Annotated in this window: 20 protein-coding genes and 1 pseudogene; 10 read left to right on the top strand and 11 right to left on the bottom strand. The window is 38.2% G+C overall.

Going from position 1 to position 22,185, the window contains the following annotated elements; translation table 11 throughout:
• Positions 1–164: 164 nt before the first annotated feature.
• The 4 genes from AC2G3J_RS01850 to dxs all read right to left on the bottom strand — a co-directional run bounded on the left by AC2G3J_RS01850 (position 165) and on the right by dxs (position 3,990).
• Positions 165–500 (bottom strand): hypothetical protein, encoded by a 336-nt coding sequence (locus tag AC2G3J_RS01850; RefSeq protein ID WP_336953479.1) that lies wholly within the window; start codon positions 498–500, stop codon positions 165–167.
• Positions 501–533: 33 nt separating this feature from the next.
• Positions 534–770 (bottom strand): hypothetical protein, encoded by a 237-nt coding sequence (locus tag AC2G3J_RS01845; RefSeq protein WP_483770587.1) that lies wholly within the window; start codon positions 768–770, stop codon positions 534–536.
• A 354-nt stretch (positions 771–1,124) separates the two neighbouring features.
• Complete coding sequence (locus tag AC2G3J_RS01840) at positions 1,125–1,955, bottom strand: inositol monophosphatase family protein (RefSeq protein WP_004725624.1); 831 nt, start codon at positions 1,953–1,955, stop codon at positions 1,125–1,127.
• A 130-nt stretch (positions 1,956–2,085) separates the two neighbouring features.
• Positions 2,086–3,990 carry a 1-deoxy-D-xylulose-5-phosphate synthase gene (dxs, locus tag AC2G3J_RS01835; RefSeq protein WP_336953477.1) on the bottom strand — a complete coding sequence of 635 codons (1,905 nt, stop codon included), beginning with the start codon at positions 3,988–3,990 and terminating at the stop codon, positions 2,086–2,088.
• A gap of 315 nt (positions 3,991–4,305) precedes the next feature.
• On the opposite strand from dxs, the gene ribA reads away from it, so the two are divergent.
• Both ribA and AC2G3J_RS01825 read left to right on the top strand, forming a co-directional pair.
• A complete protein-coding gene (gene ribA, locus AC2G3J_RS01830; RefSeq protein ID WP_336953476.1) occupies positions 4,306–4,908 on the top strand; it encodes a GTP cyclohydrolase II in 603 nt (200 codons plus the stop codon).
• A gap of 212 nt (positions 4,909–5,120) precedes the next feature.
• Positions 5,121–5,231, top strand: a pseudogene (locus AC2G3J_RS01825) (DUF4844 domain-containing protein); the annotation flags it as partial.
• Positions 5,232–5,448: 217 nt separating this feature from the next.
• Here the strand turns inward: AC2G3J_RS01825 and hemN are convergent.
• Positions 5,449–6,813: an oxygen-independent coproporphyrinogen III oxidase gene (gene hemN / locus AC2G3J_RS01820; RefSeq protein WP_419327716.1), complete on the bottom strand. Its 1,365-nt coding sequence runs from the start codon at positions 6,811–6,813 to the stop codon at positions 5,449–5,451.
• A gap of 273 nt (positions 6,814–7,086) precedes the next feature.
• Here hemN and hemF point away from each other — a divergent pair, with 273 nt between their 5' ends.
• Together hemF and aroE are read left to right on the top strand one after the other, a co-directional pair.
• A complete protein-coding gene (gene hemF, locus AC2G3J_RS01815; protein WP_336953474.1) occupies positions 7,087–8,028 on the top strand; it encodes an oxygen-dependent coproporphyrinogen oxidase in 942 nt (313 codons plus the stop codon).
• Between the two features lie 674 nt (positions 8,029–8,702).
• Positions 8,703–9,491 (top strand): shikimate dehydrogenase, encoded by a 789-nt coding sequence (aroE, locus tag AC2G3J_RS01810; protein ID WP_336953473.1) that lies wholly within the window; start codon positions 8,703–8,705, stop codon positions 9,489–9,491.
• A gap of 78 nt (positions 9,492–9,569) precedes the next feature.
• Here the strand turns inward: aroE and AC2G3J_RS01805 are convergent, their stop codons facing one another.
• Positions 9,570–11,975: a hypothetical protein gene (locus AC2G3J_RS01805; RefSeq protein WP_483770586.1), complete on the bottom strand. Its 2,406-nt coding sequence runs from the start codon at positions 11,973–11,975 to the stop codon at positions 9,570–9,572.
• Between the two features lie 233 nt (positions 11,976–12,208).
• On the opposite strand from AC2G3J_RS01805, the gene AC2G3J_RS01800 reads away from it, so the two are divergent.
• Positions 12,209–14,032, top strand: coding sequence for an acyl-CoA dehydrogenase C-terminal domain-containing protein (locus AC2G3J_RS01800; protein WP_483770585.1), 1,824 nt, complete (start codon positions 12,209–12,211; stop codon positions 14,030–14,032).
• Positions 14,033–14,242: 210 nt separating this feature from the next.
• Here AC2G3J_RS01800 and AC2G3J_RS01795 read toward each other — a convergent pair whose 3' ends face one another.
• Together AC2G3J_RS01795 and hemW are read right to left on the bottom strand one after the other, a co-directional pair.
• Entirely contained in the window at positions 14,243–14,728 is a 486-nt protein-coding gene (locus AC2G3J_RS01795; RefSeq protein WP_419327718.1) for a hypothetical protein, read from the bottom strand.
• Positions 14,729–14,804: 76 nt separating this feature from the next.
• The gene (gene hemW, locus AC2G3J_RS01790; protein ID WP_483771058.1) at positions 14,805–15,911 is read right to left on the bottom strand and encodes a radical SAM family heme chaperone HemW; all 1,107 of its coding nucleotides are present in this window, start codon (positions 15,909–15,911) and stop codon (positions 14,805–14,807) included.
• 166 nt (positions 15,912–16,077) lie between these two features.
• Here hemW and AC2G3J_RS01785 point away from each other — a divergent pair, with 166 nt between their 5' ends.
• Both AC2G3J_RS01785 and AC2G3J_RS01780 read left to right on the top strand, forming a co-directional pair.
• A complete protein-coding gene (locus tag AC2G3J_RS01785) occupies positions 16,078–16,539 on the top strand; it encodes a DMT family transporter (RefSeq protein ID WP_336953468.1) in 462 nt (153 codons plus the stop codon).
• Positions 16,540–16,579: 40 nt separating this feature from the next.
• The gene (locus AC2G3J_RS01780) at positions 16,580–17,935 is read left to right on the top strand and encodes an MATE family efflux transporter (RefSeq protein WP_419327720.1); all 1,356 of its coding nucleotides are present in this window, start codon (positions 16,580–16,582) and stop codon (positions 17,933–17,935) included.
• An 83-nt stretch (positions 17,936–18,018) separates the two neighbouring features.
• Here the strand turns inward: AC2G3J_RS01780 and AC2G3J_RS01775 are convergent, their stop codons facing one another.
• Positions 18,019–18,234, bottom strand: a complete 216-nt coding sequence (locus AC2G3J_RS01775; protein WP_483770584.1) for a DUF1737 domain-containing protein — start codon at positions 18,232–18,234, stop codon at positions 18,019–18,021.
• Positions 18,235–18,433: 199 nt separating this feature from the next.
• Here AC2G3J_RS01775 and AC2G3J_RS01770 point away from each other — a divergent pair, with 199 nt between their 5' ends.
• Together AC2G3J_RS01770 and AC2G3J_RS01765 are read left to right on the top strand one after the other, a co-directional pair.
• Entirely contained in the window at positions 18,434–19,732 is a 1,299-nt protein-coding gene (locus AC2G3J_RS01770; protein ID WP_336953466.1) for an ABC1 kinase family protein, read from the top strand.
• A gap of 283 nt (positions 19,733–20,015) precedes the next feature.
• On the top strand, positions 20,016–20,264 hold the full coding sequence (locus tag AC2G3J_RS01765; protein WP_004816804.1) for a type B 50S ribosomal protein L31: 249 nt from the start codon (positions 20,016–20,018) through the stop codon (positions 20,262–20,264).
• 69 nt (positions 20,265–20,333) lie between these two features.
• Here AC2G3J_RS01765 and crcB read toward each other — a convergent pair whose 3' ends face one another.
• Together crcB and AC2G3J_RS01755 are read right to left on the bottom strand one after the other, a co-directional pair.
• A complete protein-coding gene (crcB, locus tag AC2G3J_RS01760) occupies positions 20,334–20,714 on the bottom strand; it encodes a fluoride efflux transporter CrcB (protein WP_034616430.1) in 381 nt (126 codons plus the stop codon).
• 125 nt (positions 20,715–20,839) lie between these two features.
• Complete coding sequence (locus tag AC2G3J_RS01755; protein WP_483770583.1) at positions 20,840–21,688, bottom strand: DUF2071 domain-containing protein; 849 nt, start codon at positions 21,686–21,688, stop codon at positions 20,840–20,842.
• 145 nt (positions 21,689–21,833) lie between these two features.
• On the opposite strand from AC2G3J_RS01755, the gene AC2G3J_RS01750 reads away from it, so the two are divergent.
• Positions 21,834–22,166, top strand: coding sequence for a HopJ type III effector protein (locus tag AC2G3J_RS01750; RefSeq protein WP_336953464.1), 333 nt, complete (start codon positions 21,834–21,836; stop codon positions 22,164–22,166).
• Positions 22,167–22,185: the final 19 nt, after the last annotated feature.

Genomic DNA, 22,185 nt, shown 5'->3' with positions numbered 1-22,185 from the left:
TTGGGTGGGGCGCGAAATATTGTCCTCTCTTTGGACCGGACGCGCATACACAATATAGAAGAGAAATGTTCAGGTAATGAACGAAATTTAGTGCGTGCGCAGAGTATAGCAGAATTTATAATAATGTCACGAAGTTTTATTGTTTTTTCCTGTATTGTATTAAATCATTCATAATATTCAGGAATTAAATAAAAAACTTGATCTACAACTAGACTCTCATCCTCAATAATATCTGCTACAGCGACCGCTAAACACTTAATGGTAAACTCACTTAGAATAATCATATTGGATTGCCAATGATATGTGCCTAAAGCGCACTCTCCTGTTTGTTTATTTTTCTGCATTAAATATTGAATATTTTCAGTTGTGCTTGCACTGCCCAAAAATGTTTGTCCATCTATAATGACCCAAAAGTCTATGTTTTGCAGCGCAACATCTTCATGAGGAATTGTATGATGGGTTTTTAGACTAAATTTTTCATTTTGATAAATAGTTTTCAATTGATGTATTCCGAGTTAGTTTTTGGATTTCATCTAAGTGCCACCATTAATTCGATAAATTCTATACCGTGCCTGTTCTGCAAGCTCTTCTTTATCTGAATGCGTATATTCTTCTATTAAATTGATAGCTTCTACTGTACCTATTTCTTGTAATAACCAAAGACATCTTTTGAAATAGGTAGAATCCTCTTCACTAGCTAAATATGCCAAGTGAGGTTTTAAAAAAATTGCTCGCTTTATATAAGGAATAGCATAAGGATCTTTTCTCATTTGAAGATCGCAAATAATTTCTATATGAGCCAGATGCTCTAATAGCAATAATCTTTCGCATTACTCTGAGTTGTTTTAGATTCATCTATTTTAAGATATGGATTTCCCAGTTCCATTTTTTGGCTCATAGATTTAAAACCAAATAACTTTTTTACTTTATCCAGTAAATTCCTCCCCCTTAACTCTCCCCAATAAGTTGTATTATTTTTATATAAGTACTATTCGCCAGATCTTGCAATCACCAATGTTTAAACGACGACATTCAGTATTGGTAGTATCGCATTAAATCGCAACGCATAAAAAAGCCTTCATAAAAATGAAGGCTTTTTAAAACTCAATCTACACAAGTATAAATTACTTCGCAGCTTCACCCCAAGCAGGAACAACAGCTTGCATCAATGGTTTCAACATTTTCATAGAACACGCAATTACTTGACCATTTTCCATAGAATCTGAACCACCACGAGCATCAACGACTGTACCACCCGCTTCTTTCACCATAAGCTCGCCTGCTGCGATATCCCAAGGTTTTAAACCGAGCTCAAAATAACCATCTAAACGACCAGCTGCGACATAAGCCAAGTCTAATGCAGCAGAACCTGCACGACGATATTGTGCACCAGCTTCAGTTACATTTAATAATGATTCAAAATGGTTTTTCGCATAAGAAACAATCTCACCATTACGTTTAGCGCGGTAAGCATGACCTACACCCATAAAGGTATTTTCAAGACTGTCTTTAACATTCACACGAATACGACGTTGATTCAACATTGCGCCACGACCACGGCTTGCAGAGAATAGCTCATCTTTCACAGGGTCATAAATAACACCGTGTTGAGTTACACCTTTATGTTGAACTGCAATAGATACACAGAAATGTGGGAAAGCATTGATAAAGTTTAAAGTACCATCAAGAGGATCAATCACCCAACACCAATCGGCATCATGACCTTTACCTTCTTGTAGCCCAAACTCTTCACCAAGGAAGCTGTGATTTTTATAACTTTTACGAAGCGTATCAATAGTCAACTGCTCGATATAACGATCTACACGAGTCACTGGACCATCAATTCCTTTTTCTTCGACTTGTAGATCGAGTTTATGACGATTTTGATGCGCTTTTAAAAGCTCTTGACCAACTAACTGAGCCGCACGCGCAGCCATCACCACCATAGGTTCCATTGAACACCCACTACAAATTTGAAGATACTGATAAAGAATAATGCATAAAAGCGCCGACATTTTAGCAAATATCGGCGCTTTTTGGGAAATTTTGTTTCTAAAATTTTACAACTTCAATTTTTACATAAGCTTAAACGTGTTGTACTAGCTTTAACCATGCCTGTTCAATCGAGTTTTGAATACCTTTTTCATCTAAACCACAGTCTTGAAGCATTTCAGAGTGGCTTGCTTGTGCAAGAAATTCATCAGGTAAACCTAAGTTTAAAATTGGCTTCAGAATTTGTGCCTGTGCCAAGAACTCATTTACGGCACTACCCGCACCTGCCATCACCGCATGTTCTTCAACAGTAACAAATAAGTGCGTTTTATCTGCCAAATCACGAATAATTTGTTCATCCAGTGGTTTCACAAAACGCATATTGATCACACGAATTGCGATATCCAATGTTGGTGCGAGTTGTTTTGCTGATTCAAGCGCAGGTTGAACACGACTGCCAAAAGCCAAAATCGTGATACCGTCTTCGTGTTCAGTATTGAGTTCTAACAATATTTCAGCTTTACCAATTTCCAGCTCAATCAACTGTTGTTGAATTTCTACACCTAAACCATTACCGCGAGGATAACGTACTGCAGTTGGCCCTTTGTATAGATATGCTGTATGCAACATTTGGCGACATTCGTTTTCGTCTTTTGGCGCCATGATCACCATATTGGGAACAGTACGCATATAAGCATAGTCATAAGCACCAGCATGCGTAGGACCATCTTCACCGACTAAGCCTGCACGATCAATACCAAAGGTCACATCAAGATTTTGTAAAGCAACATCATGAATCAGCTGGTCATAACCGCGTTGCAAGAAGGTTGAATAAATCGCCACAACTGGCTTTAGTCCTTCACAAGCCATACCGGCGGCTAATGTCACAGCATGCTGTTCTGCAATAGCAACATCGAAGTAGCGCTCTGGAAATTGCTTAGCAAACTGTACCATGCCTGAGCCTTCACACATAGCAGGGGTAATCGCGAGTAATTTGTCATCTTGTGCAGCTTCATCGCAAAGCCATTGCCCAAATACATCTGAATATTTTGGTGCTAAATTTTTAGTAGCTGAAGCATTAATTTTGCCAATCGCATGATATTTAATTTGATCCGCTTCAGCAGGCGCAAAACCCTTACCTTTCACAGTATAGACATGGATCAGGCGTGGCCCTTTACGTTTTTTAAGCGCATTAAAGACTTGGACCAGTTGCTCAACATTATGGCCATCAAATGGGCCAAAATAATCAAAACCAATCGCTTTAAATAGATTATCCGCGGCATCAGTCGCAGATTGATGTAAGCGAGAGTTGTAGTTCCATTCAGGACAATCCTGTACAAAAGCTTGCCCTTCTTCATCAATATTGATGAATTGCCCTTGTTCCCAAATTGCAGCCAAATGCTTAGCAAAACCACCAGTGCTACATGAAATCGACATATCATTGTCGTTGAGTACCACCAACAAATCAGCATTATGTGCCACTGCATCATTCATGGCTTCAAATGCCATTCCAGCAGTCATCGCACCATCACCAACGATGGCAACAACTTCACAAGGATCTTTTTGATAACGACGTGCCAAGGCCATGCCCAAGCCAGCAGAAATTGCAGTCGATGAATGTCCTACACCAAAAGTATCGAATTCGGATTCATCACGTGCTGGAAAAGCTGCCAATCCATCTTTAGAACGGATGGTCATCAATTGCTCACGGCGTCCTGTAAGAACTTTATGTGGATACGCCTGATGGCCTACATCCCAAACTAAACGATCTCTTGGGGTTTCAAAACAATAGTGTAAGGCGACTGTTAACTCTATAACGCCAAGGTTTGCACCAAAATGCCCGCCACTTTGTCCAGCAGCATACAAAATAAATTGACGCAATTCGTCTGCGACCTGCGGCAATTGGCTTTGCTCAAACTGACGTAATTGTTGAGGATGATTAATTTCATTCAACAAAGGCGTAACAGGACGATGACTAGGTATTTCGGTATACAACATATGTGGCAAAGCCTTCTAAAGCCTGGCAAATCTAGCTAGGTAAACGGGTTAGCATGATTGTGAGAACAAATCATATCACATTCGATCAGCCACATTTATAATGATGCGTCATTGGAACTTCCAAGTCAGCTAGTGTGCTATTGGTGTCAATTATCATGAATAATCTATCTATATATCAACTATTATCGTGTGCTTTATACAAAAAAGAAATTTTTATAGCAATGTTATCTATAAAAACATGCTTTACAAACCTACCAATGTCCAAGCATTACGCTATACTTTAGCCAATTTCTAAACAAATAGATGGAAGATTCTGTGTCAATAGAGTTTGTTGCCACTTCAAAATTACCCACTGCTTATGGTGATTTTAAAATTTCTGTATTTCAAGATCCACAAACAGGTGAAGAGCATGTTGCTCTTTCTAAGGGTTTAGAAATCGCGCCTACAAACCCCGTTTTAGTTCGTATTCATTCAGAATGTTTAACTGGCGATGCCTTTGGCTCATTAAAATGTGACTGTGGTCCTCAATTGCACAACACCATGAAAATGATGAATGAAGCAGGTCAGGGTGTGATTTTATATTTGCGCCAAGAAGGTCGTGGTATTGGTTTGACCAATAAAATCCGTGCTTATGCGCTGCAAGATCAAGGGCACGATACTGTTGATGCAAATTTATTGTTAAACCTACCTGCTGATGCACGTAAATATGATATGTGTAGCATCATGCTTGATCATTTACAGGTCAAACAAGTTAAACTCATTACCAACAATCCATTAAAATTAAAAGCCTTAACAGATTTAGGTATTGATGTATTAGATCGTGTACCGTTGACAGTGGGCTTAAATAAGTTCAATGAAGATTATTTAAAAACCAAACATGACCGTATGTCTCATATGTATGAGAAAGATGATTTTTAAATAATCACTAAGTTAAATAATAGGAGACTGAACTAATGAAATTAAGCTCAATCTTATTTGCAATCATTCTCCTTTTATTCAACGCATATGATTCAAAAGCCTAATCTGCAATCATTCAATAATTAAAACAGCTCCAACAACAAGGTCACTTTTTGCCCGACATTTTTTATATTCTGAGATACAAAATCCTTAATTAAAGCAAAAACTCGATTAGCTATGAAAAATTTTTAGATATTATTGGCCTAGAAAGCTCAGATATTATTTTAAATACTTGGGTATATGTTGAAGTCATTAATAAGTTAATTGAACAAAAGAATCAGTAAAACCATAACATCTCTAATAATTCACTAATTTTTATAAATAAAACATCAAGAAAGATTTTGCTCTCTCGGATGGCGACAGGGATGTCACCGTTGGGCAAGGATGACAGGAGTCCCCTTTGCCCAACTAAGGATTTTTGTTTCTTTCATCCCTGAAAAGAAAGGAATCATCTACACTTCTTCATCTAAATGTTTAAATACAATATTTTGTAAAATAGAATCATATCGTCATCGAGAAAATTTGCGTTTCAGGTTTTCTACGTTTTAAATGCAAATCAAACGCCATACAGATATTACGGACAAAAGGTTTCCCTTGCTCCGTGATCACAATCCGATCCACTTCAATATTCAATAAACCATCGTGCTGCATTTCAACAAGCTGTTGAATCACATCACCACGTTCGGCAAAATCCATCATGTGATCTGACCAAGAGGTTTGAAAGGTACACATCAAATTCAAAATATGTTGACGAATCTTTAAATCTTCTACACTTAACACATGCCCTTTCACCACAGGAATTTCATCATTTTCAAGACAACTGTAATAAGCTTCTAAATTTTTTTCATTCTGTGCAAAGCTATACCAACTATCACCAATTGAAGATAGACCCAATCCGATCATGACTTGTGTTTTTGATGAGGTATAGCCCATAAAATTACGATGCAAAGTACCTGCATGAAATGCTTGATACATCTCATCCCGATCTAAAGCAAAATGATCCATCCCAATCTCATGATAACCATGGGCTAAAAGTTGCTTTTTCCCTTCTTCATATAGCGTTCGTTTCATTCCATCTTTGGGCACATCATGATCTTTAAACCCACGCTGTCCATTGCCCTTAATCCAAGGCACATGGGCATAACTATAAAAAGCCAAGCGATCTGGCATTAAAGTATTAGTCAAATCAATGGTATGCAATACATCTGCTAATTTTTGAAATGGCAAACCAAAAACCAGATCATGTGAAATGGATGTATAGCCAATGTCACGTGCCCATTGCGTGACTCTTTCTACATTTTCAAAGGGCTGGACACGATGAATGGCTTTCTGAACATTCTCATTATAGTCTTGCACACCATAGCTGACACGGCGAAAACCAAGCTCATATAAGGCCTGTAACTGTTCTCGTGTGGTATTATTGGGATGCCCTTCAAAACTAAATTCATAACGATCCGCAATATTGGCTTTGGCTAAAATACCCTGAATTAATTGTTGTAAATGCTCAACTGAAAAAAATGTTGGTGTCCCACCCCCCAAATGGATTTCTTTAATGATGGGTCTGTCTTCTAGCAACTGACAATATAAATCCCATTCTTTTAAAACTGCTTGAATATAGGGTAGTTCAACATCATGCCGTTTAGTGACTTTTTTATGGCATCCGCAAAAAGTACATAGACTTTCACAGAACGGTAAATGAATATAAAGACTGATGCCTTCAGCGAGATTAGACTCATCAAAAGAGCGCTTTAGCGTTTGTTTCCATTGTTGCAGCGAAAATGAAGCCTCATCCCAATATGGAACCGTTGGATAACTAGTATAACGGGGTCCAGCAACATTGTATTTTTGAATCAAGGAACAACTCATATTCACTGCTCGATACGCAATTAACATTCAAAATGAAATAAACCCAAAATTGAATTTATCCTCAATACATTGTGCTGAGCTTAAGGATAGATTTCAACCTAGCGAATTGCTCGGGATTGCGAAGCTTATGCCAACGATAACCAAAGATTTTCACTCACGTTCAATTAATTCACGGCACGTTCAAAAAATGTCTTCATGATGACTTCGTTTTGTTTTTTTTGAATTTTTATGTTTTGATGTAGAAAATTTTTCAATTCTCCTTTGAGGATGATCATGCAAAACCCGACTTCTGCAGATATTCAACGTGTTCGTGATTTCCTGACAGATTTACAAGCTCGAATCTGCTCTGCCCTAGAGCAACAAGAAAAATTAGGCCATGGCACTGCAACATTTGAAATTGATGACTGGCAACGCCCTGAAGGGGGCGGTGGCCGTTCATGTGTTTTACAAAATGGTACTGTGATCGAAAAAGGCGGGGTGATGTTTTCTCACATCAACATTTCCAAACTACCAGCTTCAGCAACAGAACGCCATCCAGCAATTGCTGGAGCCAAAGCACAAGCCTTGGGTGTTTCTTTGGTCATTCATCCAACAAACCCCAATGTTCCAACATCTCACGCCAATGTACGGCTATTTGTTGCAGAACCTGAAGGACAGGCACCAATTTGGTGGTTTGGTGGTGGTTTTGACCTCACGCCTTTTTACCCGAATGATGAAGATGTTTTATCTTGGCACCAAACAGCATTTGATCTATGTGCACCGTTTGGTAAAGAAATTTATATGGAACATAAGCAATGGTGCGATGATTATTTCTATTTAAAACATCGTGATGAACAACGGGGTATTGGTGGATTGTTTTTTGATGATTTAAACCAATGGGATTTTGAAAAATGCTTTGAATATATACAAGCGGTCGCTCATGGTTATTTAAATGCTATTTTGCCTATTTTCCAAAGAAATCAGGATAAACCATTTACACAAGCCCAACGAGACTTCCAACTGTATCGTCGTGGTCGCTACGTTGAATATAATTTGGTTTATGATCGTGGAACTTTATTTGGCTTACAAACTGGTGGGCGAATTGAATCTATTCTGGTCAGCATGCCACCACTTGCTGCATGGTCTTATCGCCCAGAATGGGATGAAAATAGCCCAGAAAAACGCCTCACTGATCATTATTTAAAGCCTAAAGACTGGTTGTCCATATTAAAGTAATCATCAGCAATTTAAGCTTCATCGTTAAAAAGCTATCTTTCATTTAAGATAGCTTTTTAACTTAAACCGTTGAATACTTCTGAGAAAATAAGTCTTGAAAGATTTACTCACAATTAAAATGAGAATAATTCACGATTAGGACACTTTTTTAATTTAATATATCTTCGAACTTGGCTAAGATACCAACCTTAAAATTTCCTTAATTTTTTTGAAAAAAGTCTTAGCATTAAAGATTATTATAGCGGTAGAAACCAGAGGTAGGTATGAGGAATTTATTAGAAAATCACAAGGTTACACTTTCATTCAGTATTTTATTTTTATTAGCATGCTCTATTTCAACCACTATTATCTCTAACAACCATCTCTCTGACAGCATCTCGATTACCTCTAGTGTTGTATTATCTGCTGGATTTCTTGTTGTTTTTGCTATGATTTTTCTTGACTTCTTAGAGTCAGTTTGCAACCCATAAGCATCTTTTTTAAAGCACAACATTTCCCAAAAAACCTTCCTCTTAAAAACCAGCTTTAGCGCGATTAAAAAAGAGCTCTAAATCATCAATTTATTCAAATTTTAGCATAAGCTAAACTGCATATAGTTTGGTTGTATCATCCATTTTCAAGTATATTGTCGAGATTCTCTAAAAATCAATACAATCAATACTTGGACATTTGGCATGAGTAAACTATTCGCAGTCATTGGAAATCCGATTGAACACTCTCGTTCACCTGAACTACACCATGCCTTTGCAGAAAAGACTGGTATTGATCTCAACTATGTAAAACGTCTTGCCCCACTCGATGGCTTTACTGCAAGTGTTAATGAATTTTTTGCACACAATGGCATAGGTATGAATGTTACTGTGCCATTTAAAGAACAAGCTTTTGCCTTATGCCAACAACTGACAGAACGTGCAAAAATCGCTAAGGCAGTCAATACGCTTTGGATGGAAAACGGCATTTTGCATGGTGACAATACAGATGGACAAGGTTTAGTCGATGCGATTAAAGCATTGGACTGGACTTTAGAAAACACAGATATTTTGATTATTGGTGCAGGCGGTGCAACTCGCGGTGTGGTTTACCCTTTGGTAAAAGCGGGGGCTAAAATGATTGTGATTGCCAACCGTACCCGTTCACGTGCGGAACAATTGGTGGCAGATTTACAAAGCGCTGTTCCTGAAGCAGAACTTTCCGCTTGTAGCCTAGATGAATTAGATGGGCAATTTGATCTTGTTATCAATGCGACTTCGGCAAGCTTAACGGGTGATGCACTGATTCTTCCTGAAACCTTAACCTTTCACCATGCTTATGAAATGGCATATGGCAAACCTTCAAGTTTTATCGATCAAGCCAAAGCGCGCCAGATTCCAAGCTCAGAAGGCTTCGGTATGTTGGTTGGACAAGCCATCGAAGCATTTTATATTTGGAATGGGGTTCGTCCAAATTTAAAAGATTTTCTTTAATCATGGATGTATCTTTGTTTTAAAAAATCAATAAAAAAGAACCTCAATTGAGGTTCTTTTTAACCAAACCAAGATCAATTACTTTAACTTGGCATCACTCAAGATCTGATAGGTTTGCTTAAATAAATCATAATCAATAAATTCAGTCGCGTCTTGATCCAAGCCAGCCACTACCTGATCGTTAAATTTATTACGTTTAAATGCAGTATAAGACTTGGCTAAAATCTTCGCTGTTTTGATAAAGTCAGCACGTTGCCCTTTTTCAATCTCATTTTCTGCTTCAAACTTCTGCATATAATATTGCACAAAAACAGCTTCAGTGGTTTTGTATTTCTTAACTAAATTCTGAATTTCTAAAACACTTTGCTTATCTTTCCAGACTTTAGCCACGATCTCATCAACAGCATTTCCAAGTCCATCATCATATTGGTGGTCATCTTCCAAATGATGTTTTTTCTGTAAAGCTTGGATCTGCTTTAAAGTCTGGCCTTTTGGATTGTAAATCCCTTCATCAGAATAAGAATAAGCGTAGACTGCCGCAATTTCCTGTAAATCTTGAGCAGAGTATTGTTTGATTAGCTCAGGTTTTTCTGCAGTCAGTTTGGCAATAAATACCGCTTTATAGGTTTTTTCATAGGAACCCGTTTGTGCAAACACCTGTTCAGCCAACTGTGCTAAACGCTCATCTAAAGTTAAGTATTTTTGTTCTGAACGGCTGCCTGTATCACCTGAAACACCCGCAATACCACCTACAGCTTGCTCCATAATGCTGCCTTTAAAGATGTCTTTAAATGGTTTGGCTTGCTGTAAAACACTCTGGTCGATCTTGCTGGCATTTCCATAATTAAGGAATTGCATATCCATCTTAACATTCAGCTTACGATTTAATTTATCAAAATCCACACCCAAATCATAATCTACTTTTACCGCCCGGCCTTTGTTATCTAAAGACAGATCAACGATTAAAGGATTACGTTTGTTTTTAGCCGGCAAACTGGCTTCAACTTCAGTATGATGTTGATTCCACAATTGTTTAAATTGTTGAGCATCAACCAACTGGTCTTTCGCATAGCCTGTAAAGGTTTTGACAAGCGCTGCATTACTTTGCTGCTGTAAAGTTTTGCTGGCTGAAGATGCATCATCCTTTTGTTCAGTACTTAAAACATCAATTTCATAATGATACTGGCAATATTCCACATCACCAAAACGTGGATGAGCTTTTGCTTTTGTTAAATCTTCACACTGTTGTTCAGTTAAAATTTTCTGACGCGCTGCTGATACGTCTTCAGACTCAGCTTCAACATTGTCATCTTCCTGCTCAGCAGCATCAGAAGCTTGGCTAGTGGCATAGTCTTCGTCATCTTCAACTGCTTTTTTAGCCGCGTCTTGTGCATCTGCATAAACTGCATCCACCTCTTCTTCAGACGCGTCATGAGATTGACGATTGACTGCACTATAAAGTTGATACATGGCGCTAGCGGCATCAGCCACTCCCGCATCATCAGTATTGATCCCCGCTGAGGCTTCTTCTACTGCTTTCATTGCAGCTTGTGCCGCTTCGTTAGCATCATCGCTAGATTGGCTTTCTCCTGTAGTATCTAATAGTTTTGCAATATTAGTAGCGCTCAATCCAAGCACTGAATTCATGAAATATTGACGATTTACTGTAGAATACAATTGACCTTGCAAAAACATTTCTTCAATAGTGGTATTCAAGCGGATTTTTTCAACCACACCTGTTTGCTTCTCAGCTGAACTCACCGCAAGATTTTCAATTTGATTCGGGGAAGCAATTAAATAAGAGGTTGCGCCTGATTGTTTAAGCAACTCAACCAAGGCTTTTCCATTTACCTTGGCAATATCATCTTTATATTTAGAAAAATCATAATAGGCATATTTATTCTGATCTTGTGAATTAGCCAAATAAGGCATCAAAGAAAAGATATGCGTATAGAATTTATAATTATTTAAATCCAAAACTGTAGGAATACGCATTTCCACAGAGAGGTTGGGTTTTTTATACAGGGTCTCTAAGTTAAACGATGCCATTTTCTGACGATAATTTACCGTTCCATCATAACGAATCTGCAAATCATTCACGATATTTTGTACAACATCTGCGCCCATACCAGTAAAACGACTAAAATACTTTGAGTCCTGTTTAGCAATTGCTTGATAAAGATCTTTTTTTTGCACATCGGTTAACTTGATTTTTTGATCTTTCAGGTATTGATTGACCTTTTTTTCAATTGTAGGATCTAATTGTTTTGTATCAGCTGTGTTGGCTTTCTGAACGCTATCAAGTCGAACCTTAACTTGTCCACTGTAATCAAAATTTGGATATTCATATAAGGCATTAAACCCTTGAATTGCACGTTGCGGAGCGTCTTGATCTGCATTTAAAGCATTGCTTTTAATCACATGTGTAGAACATGCTGATAAACTCAAACCCAATAAACACAATGTTAATTTTTTTAAATGCATGATAGATCTACCCACTTGAATATTATAATGACAATAAAAATAACAATGAAACAATAAAAAACAAAGTGTACAAGACTATCAAAAAATCAACAAATTCACATGTGCTTTTTCTACCAAATTCGCATTTCTGACAATTTTTTTAGAGAGTCTTATCAATGTAATTCCCATATGATTATGAATAATGAAGCTATAGATTGAAAATCCAAAACTATTTTTAAATTAGGATTAAACACATGCCAGCATATAAAGCGCCGCTCCGTGACATACGTTTTTTAATGAATGAAGTTTTTGACTATTCTGCACATTATAAAACACTATCAATTGGCGAAAATGCCGATGCTGATACTGTCGATATGATTTTAGAAGGTGCTGCAGATTTTTGTGAAAATGTACTTTCTCCGCTGAATCAATCTGGTGACGAAGAAGGTTGTCATTTTAAAGATGGTGAAGTCACGACACCAAAAGGTTTTAAAGAAGCTTATAACCAATTTATTCAAGGCGGCTGGCAAGGCCTGTCTTATCCTGAAGAGTTTGGTGGCCAAGGTTTACCGATGTCATTAAACCTAATCAAATCTGAAATGATGGGGACTGCAAACTGGTCATTCACCATGTACCCAGGTTTGAGCATGGGATGTATGAATACCATCCTGCAATTTGGTACAGACGAACAAAAAAATACCTATATGCCACACCTGACTGCGGGTACATGGTCAGGAACAATGTGTCTGACTGAACCACAATGTGGTACAGACTTAGGTCAAGTAAAAACTAAGGCTGAACCTAATGTTGATGGTACTTACGCGATTACAGGGACAAAAATCTTCATCTCTGCGGGTGAACATGATTTAACTGAAAATATTATCCATATCGTTCTTGCGCGTCTTCCAGATGCACCAGCAGGGACTAAAGGTATTTCATTGTTTATTGTGCCTAAATTCATCCCTACAGCTGAAGGTACAGTGGGTGAACGTAATCCTGTGACTTGTGGTTCTATTGAACACAAAATGGGAATTCGTGCATCTGCTACAGCAGTATTAAACTTTGATGGCGCAACAGGCTATCTGATTGGTGAAGTGAATAAAGGCTTACATGCAATGTTCACCTTCATGAACACGGCGCGTATTGGTACTGCTGTACAAGGCCTTGCTCACGCGGAATTATCATTCCAAGGTGCTTTACCATACGCAAAAGACCGTATGTCTATGCGTGCTCTATCTGGTAAAAAAGATCCAGACAAAGTGGCTGATGCAATCATTCACCATGCAGATGTACGTCGTATGCTTTTGACTCAAAAAGCATTTGCAGAAGGCGGTCGTGCAATGATTTATCATGCCGCTCAACTTGCAGATAAAATGACTGATGCAATGTTACAAGGTGATCAAGCAAAATTTGAAGAATATGATGATAAGCTTGGTTTCTATACCCCAATTCTCAAAGGTTTCTTAACAGAAATGGGGCTTGAATCTGCGAATTTGGGTATGCAAGTGTTTGGTGGTCATGGCTATATCAAAGAGCATGGCATGGAACAAATTGCACGTGATGCACGTATCGCGACTTTGTACGAAGGTACGACAGGTATCCAAGCACTTGATTTAATTGGTCGTAAAGTGCTGCTTTCATCTAAAGGTAAAGTGGTTCGTGAATATACCGCTGAAATCTTGAAATTCTGTGGTCAACATGCACGTAACAAATATATGCGTCGTTTTGCTTGGGATTTAACCAAGATCTGTGCGCAATGGAACGCTTTGACTGTACGTATTATGCTTGCAGCACGTAAAGACCGCGAAATCGTATCATCTGCTTCTGTGGATTTCTTGATGTTCTCTGGTTATGCAATGATGGCTTACTACTGGGCTCAACAAGCAGCAGTCGCTTCTGAAAAACTAGCGTCTGGTAATGGTGCCGAAGTTCCTGAGTTCTATAAAGCAAAAATCAAACTTGCAGATTTCTACTTTGAACAATTATTACCACGTTCACAAGGTCATGCTGAGTCTATGGTAAATCCATCTCGTACCATGATGGCACTTGATGCAGAACATTTTAGTTTTGATTACTAAAATTTAAGATTTCTGAAAAAACAAAGAGCGCTACGGCGCTCTTTGTTTTTTTAAATATAACAGTGCAAGCTGCACTACAGTGATATTCATTTACTTGTAGCAGAAGCCCATCCTTGAAAGCCTGAACTTAAAAATGCCCTTAAGCGCTTGCTTTAATGCTTTTAAAAATTGACCTGTTTAAAAGCCAACAGATAATTCTGTCATCCCCTACTATTGAGTTTTAGAAGCGGGTTGAGTAATGGTTTTAATCAACTTAAATCGATTTTTTTCGAGCACATAAAAACGTGTAGTCACTTGATCCACTTCATAGTTTTGATTCATATGCTCTTCTTGTGTGACCAAGAGACGGCTGTTTGGACGTGTTGCAACCACATCTTCAGTCCGTTCCTCCCCACCAAAGCCATCCGCTAAAAGCTGACCCGTACGTTTATTGACAAAAGAATAGACTCTACATCCCCCGCCACAGCCCCACATGGTGGTGACATATTCACCGGCAAAATCTGGTTTTTGTGTTAATGCTTCTCTTAGTCGAGTGCGGAACATATTGGCACTTGGATCTGAAAGATCAAGTTTCGCGGTCTTGCCTGTATACACAGCCTTCACAGGATAGTCGCTAAATTGAGGAACATCGTTTTTTGCATATGCCAGTGATAGGCTTGCCACAGCAAATAACATGCTGATTAGGAACTTATTCATTGTGATGACCTTAACTTTTAATAGATTATTGTTTTAAGTCAGATCATAACAAAAGCTAAATTTTTATGCTGTAGATTTATAGAAACTCTTCCAGCACAGAATTTAAAAATACATGACCTTGCGCTGTACATGCCAACTGTGCGTCATCATTCAACATCAATTTACGCTGTTTTAATGAACCAATTACCCGATCTAAATCAGACAAATTCAACCCTGTACGTTCAGGATAAATGTGGGCATGAACACCCTCATTTAAACGTAAAGCATTCATCATAAATTCAAAAGGCATGTCTTGTTTTTCAATACGTTTAAATTGCAAATGTTCAGCAGGCACTTTGGCTAAGTAGTCTTTAGGCAAACGGGTTTTTTGAAAACGGTATACACCATCAGCTTGGGTAATTTTGCCATGTGCCCCTGCCCCAATCGCTAAATAATCGCCAAATTGCCAATAATTTAAATTATGTGATGACGGTTTTTCTTTACGCCATGCAGACACTTCATAATTGATAAAGCCATTGGCCTGTAAATATTGTTCTCCCTGTTCTTGAATGGTTTCCAGAACATCATCTACAGGCAAAATAGGTTGAGTGCGGAAAAAAACGGTATTCGGTTCAATGGTCAATTGATACCATGAAATATGGGTTGCCCCATTTTCGACTGCAAGTTTTAAGTCATACAAGGCTTGTTCTAAAGTCTGTTCTGGTAAACCATGCATCAAATCTACGTTGACGCGTTGAAAACCCGCTTGTTTGGCATGTTGAATGGCGGAAACAGCATCATCATTGGAATGGATACGCCCCAGCTTTGTTAGATGATCAGGATTAAAACTTTGCACCCCAAGCGATAAACGATTAATCCCAACATCTAAATAGTCTGCAAAAGGATCATGTTCAACTGTCCCAGGATTGGCTTCCAAAGTAATTTCACAATCCTGCTCAAACGGTATTAAAGCTTTTAACTGGGAAAAAAGCCACTGATAACCTTGTGCAGAAATCAATGACGGGGTTCCACCACCAATAAACACACTATGAATTTTACGTCCCTGAGCAAAATCCACTTGGGTTTTAAAGTCTTCAACCAATGCTAGCAAATATTCTTGCTCTAAATCTAAAGACAGCTTCCCATCAGGTACAGCATGTGAGTTAAAGTCACAATACGGACACTTACGGACACACCACGGCATATGGATATAAAGCGACAAAGGTATATTTTGAGGTGTTAAATCAGTCAAAGAAAGCTCAGAACAAGTTTAGAGAGTAATTATTTTAACATGACTTCTACCATCCGATTAGAACAAGTCATCAATTTGCTTTAGACTAAACATTAACAATAAAAGTAGATGAAGAAGAATGCTGAAAATATCGAGTCAATTATTGTTCCTTTTACCACTCACCATGGGTATTGGCATTGCCATGACCTTTCAAACAGCTCTTAACACTCAACTACGTGAATATCTTCATTCCCCATTACAAGCTGCCCTTTTATCCTTTTTAGTTGGTACACTATTGCTCGCTATTTTGGTGATTGTACAAGCTGAACAAAGACCAACCCTTTCCAGTTTAGCGGTGATACCTTGGTATCTTTGGCTGGGTGGCTGTTTAGGTGTTTATGCAATCAGTATGAGCATTTATACTGCACCGAAATTGGGTTTTTTAACCCTGTCAGGCTTAATTATTTTTGGACAAATTGCAATGTCGATGATCGTTGACCAATTTGGACTACTGGGTACAGATAAAACGCCAGTCAACTGGCAACGTCTTTTAGGTGGCGTGGTGATTTTTATAGGTGTGCTTCTCACTCTACAACGCTAACCAATCTATTTTCTAAGCACATTTAAAACGAGTATTTACTGTGTCTGCATCGATAAAAGCCACAACTACCCGCTTTGAATTAAAGCAACTTTTTAACTTAATGCTCCCAATATTAATCACTCAGTTTGCTGCGGCAGGCTTTGGATTGATTGATACCATTATGGCTGGGCATATGTCTCCCGAAGATCTCGCTGCAATTGCTGTTGGTGTAGGTTTATGGATTCCTGTCATGCTGCTGTTTAGTGGCATCATGATCGCAACTACGCCTTTAGTAGCAGAAGCCAATGGCGCACGCACTCCAGAAAACATCCCTTCGATTGTTCGTCAGTCTTTATGGGTTGCCTTATTGCTGGGTATTATTGGTATGCTCATTTTACAGATTATTCCTTTATTGTTACCTTTGGTTGGTGTGCCTGAATCTTTATTGCCTAAAGCCAGTTTGTTTTTACATGCAATTGCTTTTGGTATGCCTGCTTTTACCATGTATTCAACATTGCGCGGCTATTCAGAAGCTTTAGGCTATCCTCGTCCAGTTACAGTGATTAGCCTTGTAGCACTTGTGGTACAAATTCCGCTCAATTTTATTTTTATGTATGGGCTTGGTCCGATTCCACACTTGGGAAGTGCGGGCTGTGGTTTTGCAACAGCCCTGTTGCAGTGGATCATGTTCATCACGATTAGCATCTATATTTTAAAAGCCAAACGCTATCAAGCTACACAACCCTTAAATATGTTTGAGAAAATAGACCGCGTACTGATTAAACGCATTCTCAAACTGGGATTGCCGATTGGTTTGGCGATTTTCTTTGAGGTCAGTATTTTCAGTACAGGTGCAATTGTACTTAGTCCGCTTGGTGAAGTTACCGTTGCAGCACATCAAATTGCCTTATCCATCACATCGCAATTGTTTATGATTCCGATGTCATTGGCTTTAGCCCTGACCATTCGTACGGGCACTTATTATGGTGAAAAGAATTGGTATGCGATGCGTAAAGTGCAGAAAGTTGGATTAATGACCAGTACCTTATTCGCCTGTATTACCATGCTACTCCTGTTGATTCTTCGTCCACAGATTGTGTCTGTTTATACCAGTGACTATGATGTTTCCCAAGCAGCAATATATTTAATTTTATTTGCGATTGGTTACCAACTTATGGATGCATGGCAAGTCAGTGCTGCAGGTTGCTTACGTGGAATGCAGGATACCAAAGGCCCAATGTGGATCACCATGCTGGCCTACTGGGTCATCGCTTTCCCTGTTGGGATTTATTTGGCACGTTATACCGATATGGGTGCAGCTGGGGTCTGGACAGGACTGATTATCGGACTCACGATTGCCTGTGTTTTATTACTGACACGCTTATATACCAATAATAAAAGGTTAAGTCAGGCTTAATTTAGATTTATTTGGTTTAAAGCGTTTAGCTAAAAAATAATGCTGTTTAAATACAGCATTATTTTTTATAAGTGTACTTTATTTTACTCAGATTGAAGCTGATAGGCTTGCTGAAACTTTTCAGACATCTCAGATTCATTGCCAACCTCTTTTACAATGGCTTGCCCGACAATGACATCAGTTCCATTAAACGTCATCGTTGGAGAACCATATAACTCATAGCCGCCATTTAAAGCTTTACTGACCCGTGCACAGAAATTCACATCATCCTTACCCGTTAAATAACGATAAACTTTCATAATCCAACAACGATTAAAATATTGAAGAATATTTTAATCCAAAACCACTGAGAAGAGACCGATAGCATGCTGGATATTTTAAGATTAAAAATAGCCAAGTAGAAACAAACGCTTAACAAATTAGAGTAGGCAGTTTAACAATAGTCGCCTATGATCAAAATGAATTAAACGTTTAATCCCAATTAAAGGATAGTTACGAATGTCGAAAAGTACCAGTACCCCAGGTCGCCGCTTTATGAAACTTGCGAGTATGACTGCAAGTATCGCGACGAAAACGGTATCAAATTCAATTCGTAACTTTAATGCGGATGAAGAACAAAAAAATGAAGCCCGCAGTAAGCTGTTCCAAGATATTGGTGTTCAAATTGCAGATACCTTAGGAGAAATGAAAGGTGCTGTGATGAAAGTTGGTCAAATCGCCTCGCAATATAAAGATATCTTTCCACCTGAAGTCGCACGAGCAATCGCTAAATTGCAACGTCAAGCGCCTGCAATGCCATATGCCGAAATTAAACAACAAGTAGAACGCGAGCTAGGCAAACCGATTGATCAAACATTTCTGCATTTTGAGGAACAACCCTTCGCAGCAGCGTCTATTGGCCAAGTTCATAAAGCCATGTTAAAAAATGGCACTGAAGTTGTGGTCAAAGTACAATATCCTGGGGTAGATGAAGCATGTGAAAGTGACTTAAAACAGGTTCGTTTGGCATTACGCTTAATGGGTGTTTTAAAAGTAGATAAAAAATTACAAGATCGCTTATTTAAAGAAATTCAAGACAGCTTACATGAAGAACTCAATTACGAAATTGAGGCACAAAACTTACAAGTTTTTAGAACATTCCATCAAGCTTTGGACACAAAAATTATTATTCCCAAAGTGTTTACAGACTATTCGAGTCGTCGCATCTTAACCCTAAGCCTTGAAAAAGGTGAAAGTATTGAGACTGCAAGTACTTGGGATTTATCTGTGCGCAATGAAATTGGTCGACGCTTAATATTGGCATTGGGTCAACAGATTTTCTTCTTAAAACGTTTCCATTGCGACCCTCATCCTGGCAACTTTGCTTTCCGTGAAGACGGCAGTGTGATCATTTACGATTTTGGTGGTGTAAAAACCTTATCCAATGAAATCATTACTCATTTTAAAGCCTTGGTCAGAGCTGCACGAAAACAAGATATTGTGACGATTGAAGAGCATTTAACCGTTTTAGATGCGTTAGCTGAAAAAGGTAAATTTCCAGTAGAGTTATATGAGGCATGGCTTGAAATTTTATTACGACCATTGACCACACATTATGATTTTGCTGAAAATTCAGCACATCATGATGGCATCAAACTGGTGAAAAAATCGTTAAAATATTGGGATGTATTCAAACCATCACCAGATACTTTAATGGTAAATCGGACAATTTCAGGCCAATACTGGAATCTGATTCAACTTAAAGTCAATGATAATTTAAAAGACCTCTTTGAAGAGCTGGTGCCTTTACAAGACTAAGTTTTTTATTGAAATCGACTGCATCCAATTTATTTAAAAGTGACAGGATCAACACATTTATTTTAAAAATTTCGTTATGCGCTTCATCTAATTTTAAGAATAGAGCTTTACATTAAACTTATATTTGAAGTCTAAGCCAGATCCTCCTGCTTAGGCTTCTTTTTTTTATCTCACTTTTTTCAAATCCGCTAGACAACACGAATACCCATCAAATGAAGTACTTTACAAACCAAATGCAATATTATAACATTGCACTATATTTAAATAATTAGAGGTTAAAACCATGCGCCAAGGTATCCACCCAGAATATCGTCAAGTGTTATTTCATGACACCAATGCCAATGCATACTTTGTTATTGGTAGTACGATCAAGACAACAAACACCAAAGAATATGAAGGCACACAATATCCTTATGTCACACTCGATATATCCAGTGCTTCACATCCTTTCTATACAGGTGAAATTCGTCAGGCAAGCAATGAAGGTCGTATTGCCAACTTCAATAAACGCTTTGCCCGTTTTAAACGTTAATTGAACTGTATGTTGTGTCTAAGCCTAAGCTTCCCTCAGCTTAGGCTTTTTCATTTTGAATATTGCACATTATTTTGTGGATAAAAGCATTTGAAAAATATAAAAGCCTATCGCTAAACAGATCACACCAACAATCACACTAGAAACAGTATAAGCCAAAGCAATTGGAAACTGTCCCTGCCGAATCAGCTGGAATGTTTCCAGACCAAAACTGGAAAAAGTTGTAAAACCTCCGAGGATTCCAACCATTAAAAATAATCGAGTTTCATTCTGTAAAATAGGATAGCGTTGGGTAAAAGCAAAAAAAATCCCAGCCAAGAAACAGCCCAAGATATTGATCGACCATGTTGTCCAAGGGAATAGGCTATGTGGTTTAGAAATAATAAACCCTGCACCATAACGTAAACTTGCACCAATTGCCCCACCGCATGCGACCAATAGCCAATTCATGTTTAGATATCCTTAAAACTTTTTAAAAAACGCATTTACCCACCATCCGATTTTTTACAGCTCAGCTTGTTTATAAGCAGCTTGTGTATAAGCGGATAGTTATCCACAGATTAACATGGAGAAGCTTAACGATCTAATTTAAGTGGCAACTCATTTCTGACATAAAAGTCCAAAGTTGGCACAACAAAGGCAAATACATCTTGTTCACGAACACCCCATTGTTGTAGCAAGGGGCAAGCAATATTAAGCACTTGCGCAGGCAGAACCTGACTAAAATCAAAAGGCATTTCAATATCCCCTTGTGATAGTTTTTCAGGTTGATCGACCCATTCTACCCATGCATGGTCTTGTTCAGCCAGATATTGAATGGCCTCATCCCATGAAGAGAATAAATTTTGCCACGCCTCAGGTAAGCGCGGATCTGTATTGATTTGAACCGTGCTGGATAATTGATAAACTGGATCAAGTTCAAGCTCTGTTTGAATCAGCTGTTCAGAGACTTGGTGAACAAATTTCTTTGCATATTGTGCTGGCATCGCATCACTTGCCAAACGCCCACTCAAAACATAAAGCTGCTGGTCAATCACAACTTGCTCGAAAATCACCGTTTTATCCTGTTGTATAGGGGCAATATAAAAGCGCCAATTGCTTTGTTTCGGTGATGGCATCAATTTACGTAATGGACCTAAAAAAGAAAAACCAAAATGTTCATGCTGATATATCAGTATGGTAAAAATCGTTTTCCCTTGCTTTTCCCATAACTGAATAGGCTGTGGATAGCGTGAACGAACTTGATCTATATCCACCAACCACGACAAATACACAAGATTCTTGACCTGACTTTGTAGCTGTAGAAAAGGAATAAAACCCATCAAGATACGGCGTAGTTTTAATAATAATGGGCGTTCAGCAAAAAGAACGATCAGGCTCAAAATAAAGTTTGAATCTTTATTTTTAATATTATGACGATTCATACCGACCTATTTTTATGGATTTCGATGCTGTTATTTTAGCAAATATGGTTAAAGAATGGCCCATCTCAAAATATTAAATAGCATTACTGAATTATTTAACCATAGGCTATGATATTGGCACAATTTAACACGGAATTTTCACATCATGGCTCAAGAATTATTGAAACAACTTCAAGCAGGCGATGCAAAATTTGCAGATGTCATCAGTCATATTGAAGCTCGTTATACCCACACACCGACTGCATTTCAAAATGGTCAACAGCATAATGCTGCCACAGAGAACCAAGGCAGTGCTAAAGTTTTTTCTTTTGCACAATTAAATGATTTAGATCAACAACAAACACTGAATCTATTTGCAGAGCATTATGCTGCTGTTTTAGCAACGCCTGATGCAACAGACCATCAGAACATTCGCCAATTTATGCAAAATGGCTGGAATGGCATCAAATTTGAAGGCAATGCTTTAACTGCAAAATAACAACAATACAATTAAGTCA

It is taken from the genome of Acinetobacter legionensis, from assembly GCF_057165765.1.
This window is presented reverse-complemented; position numbering and strand designations above follow the sequence as displayed.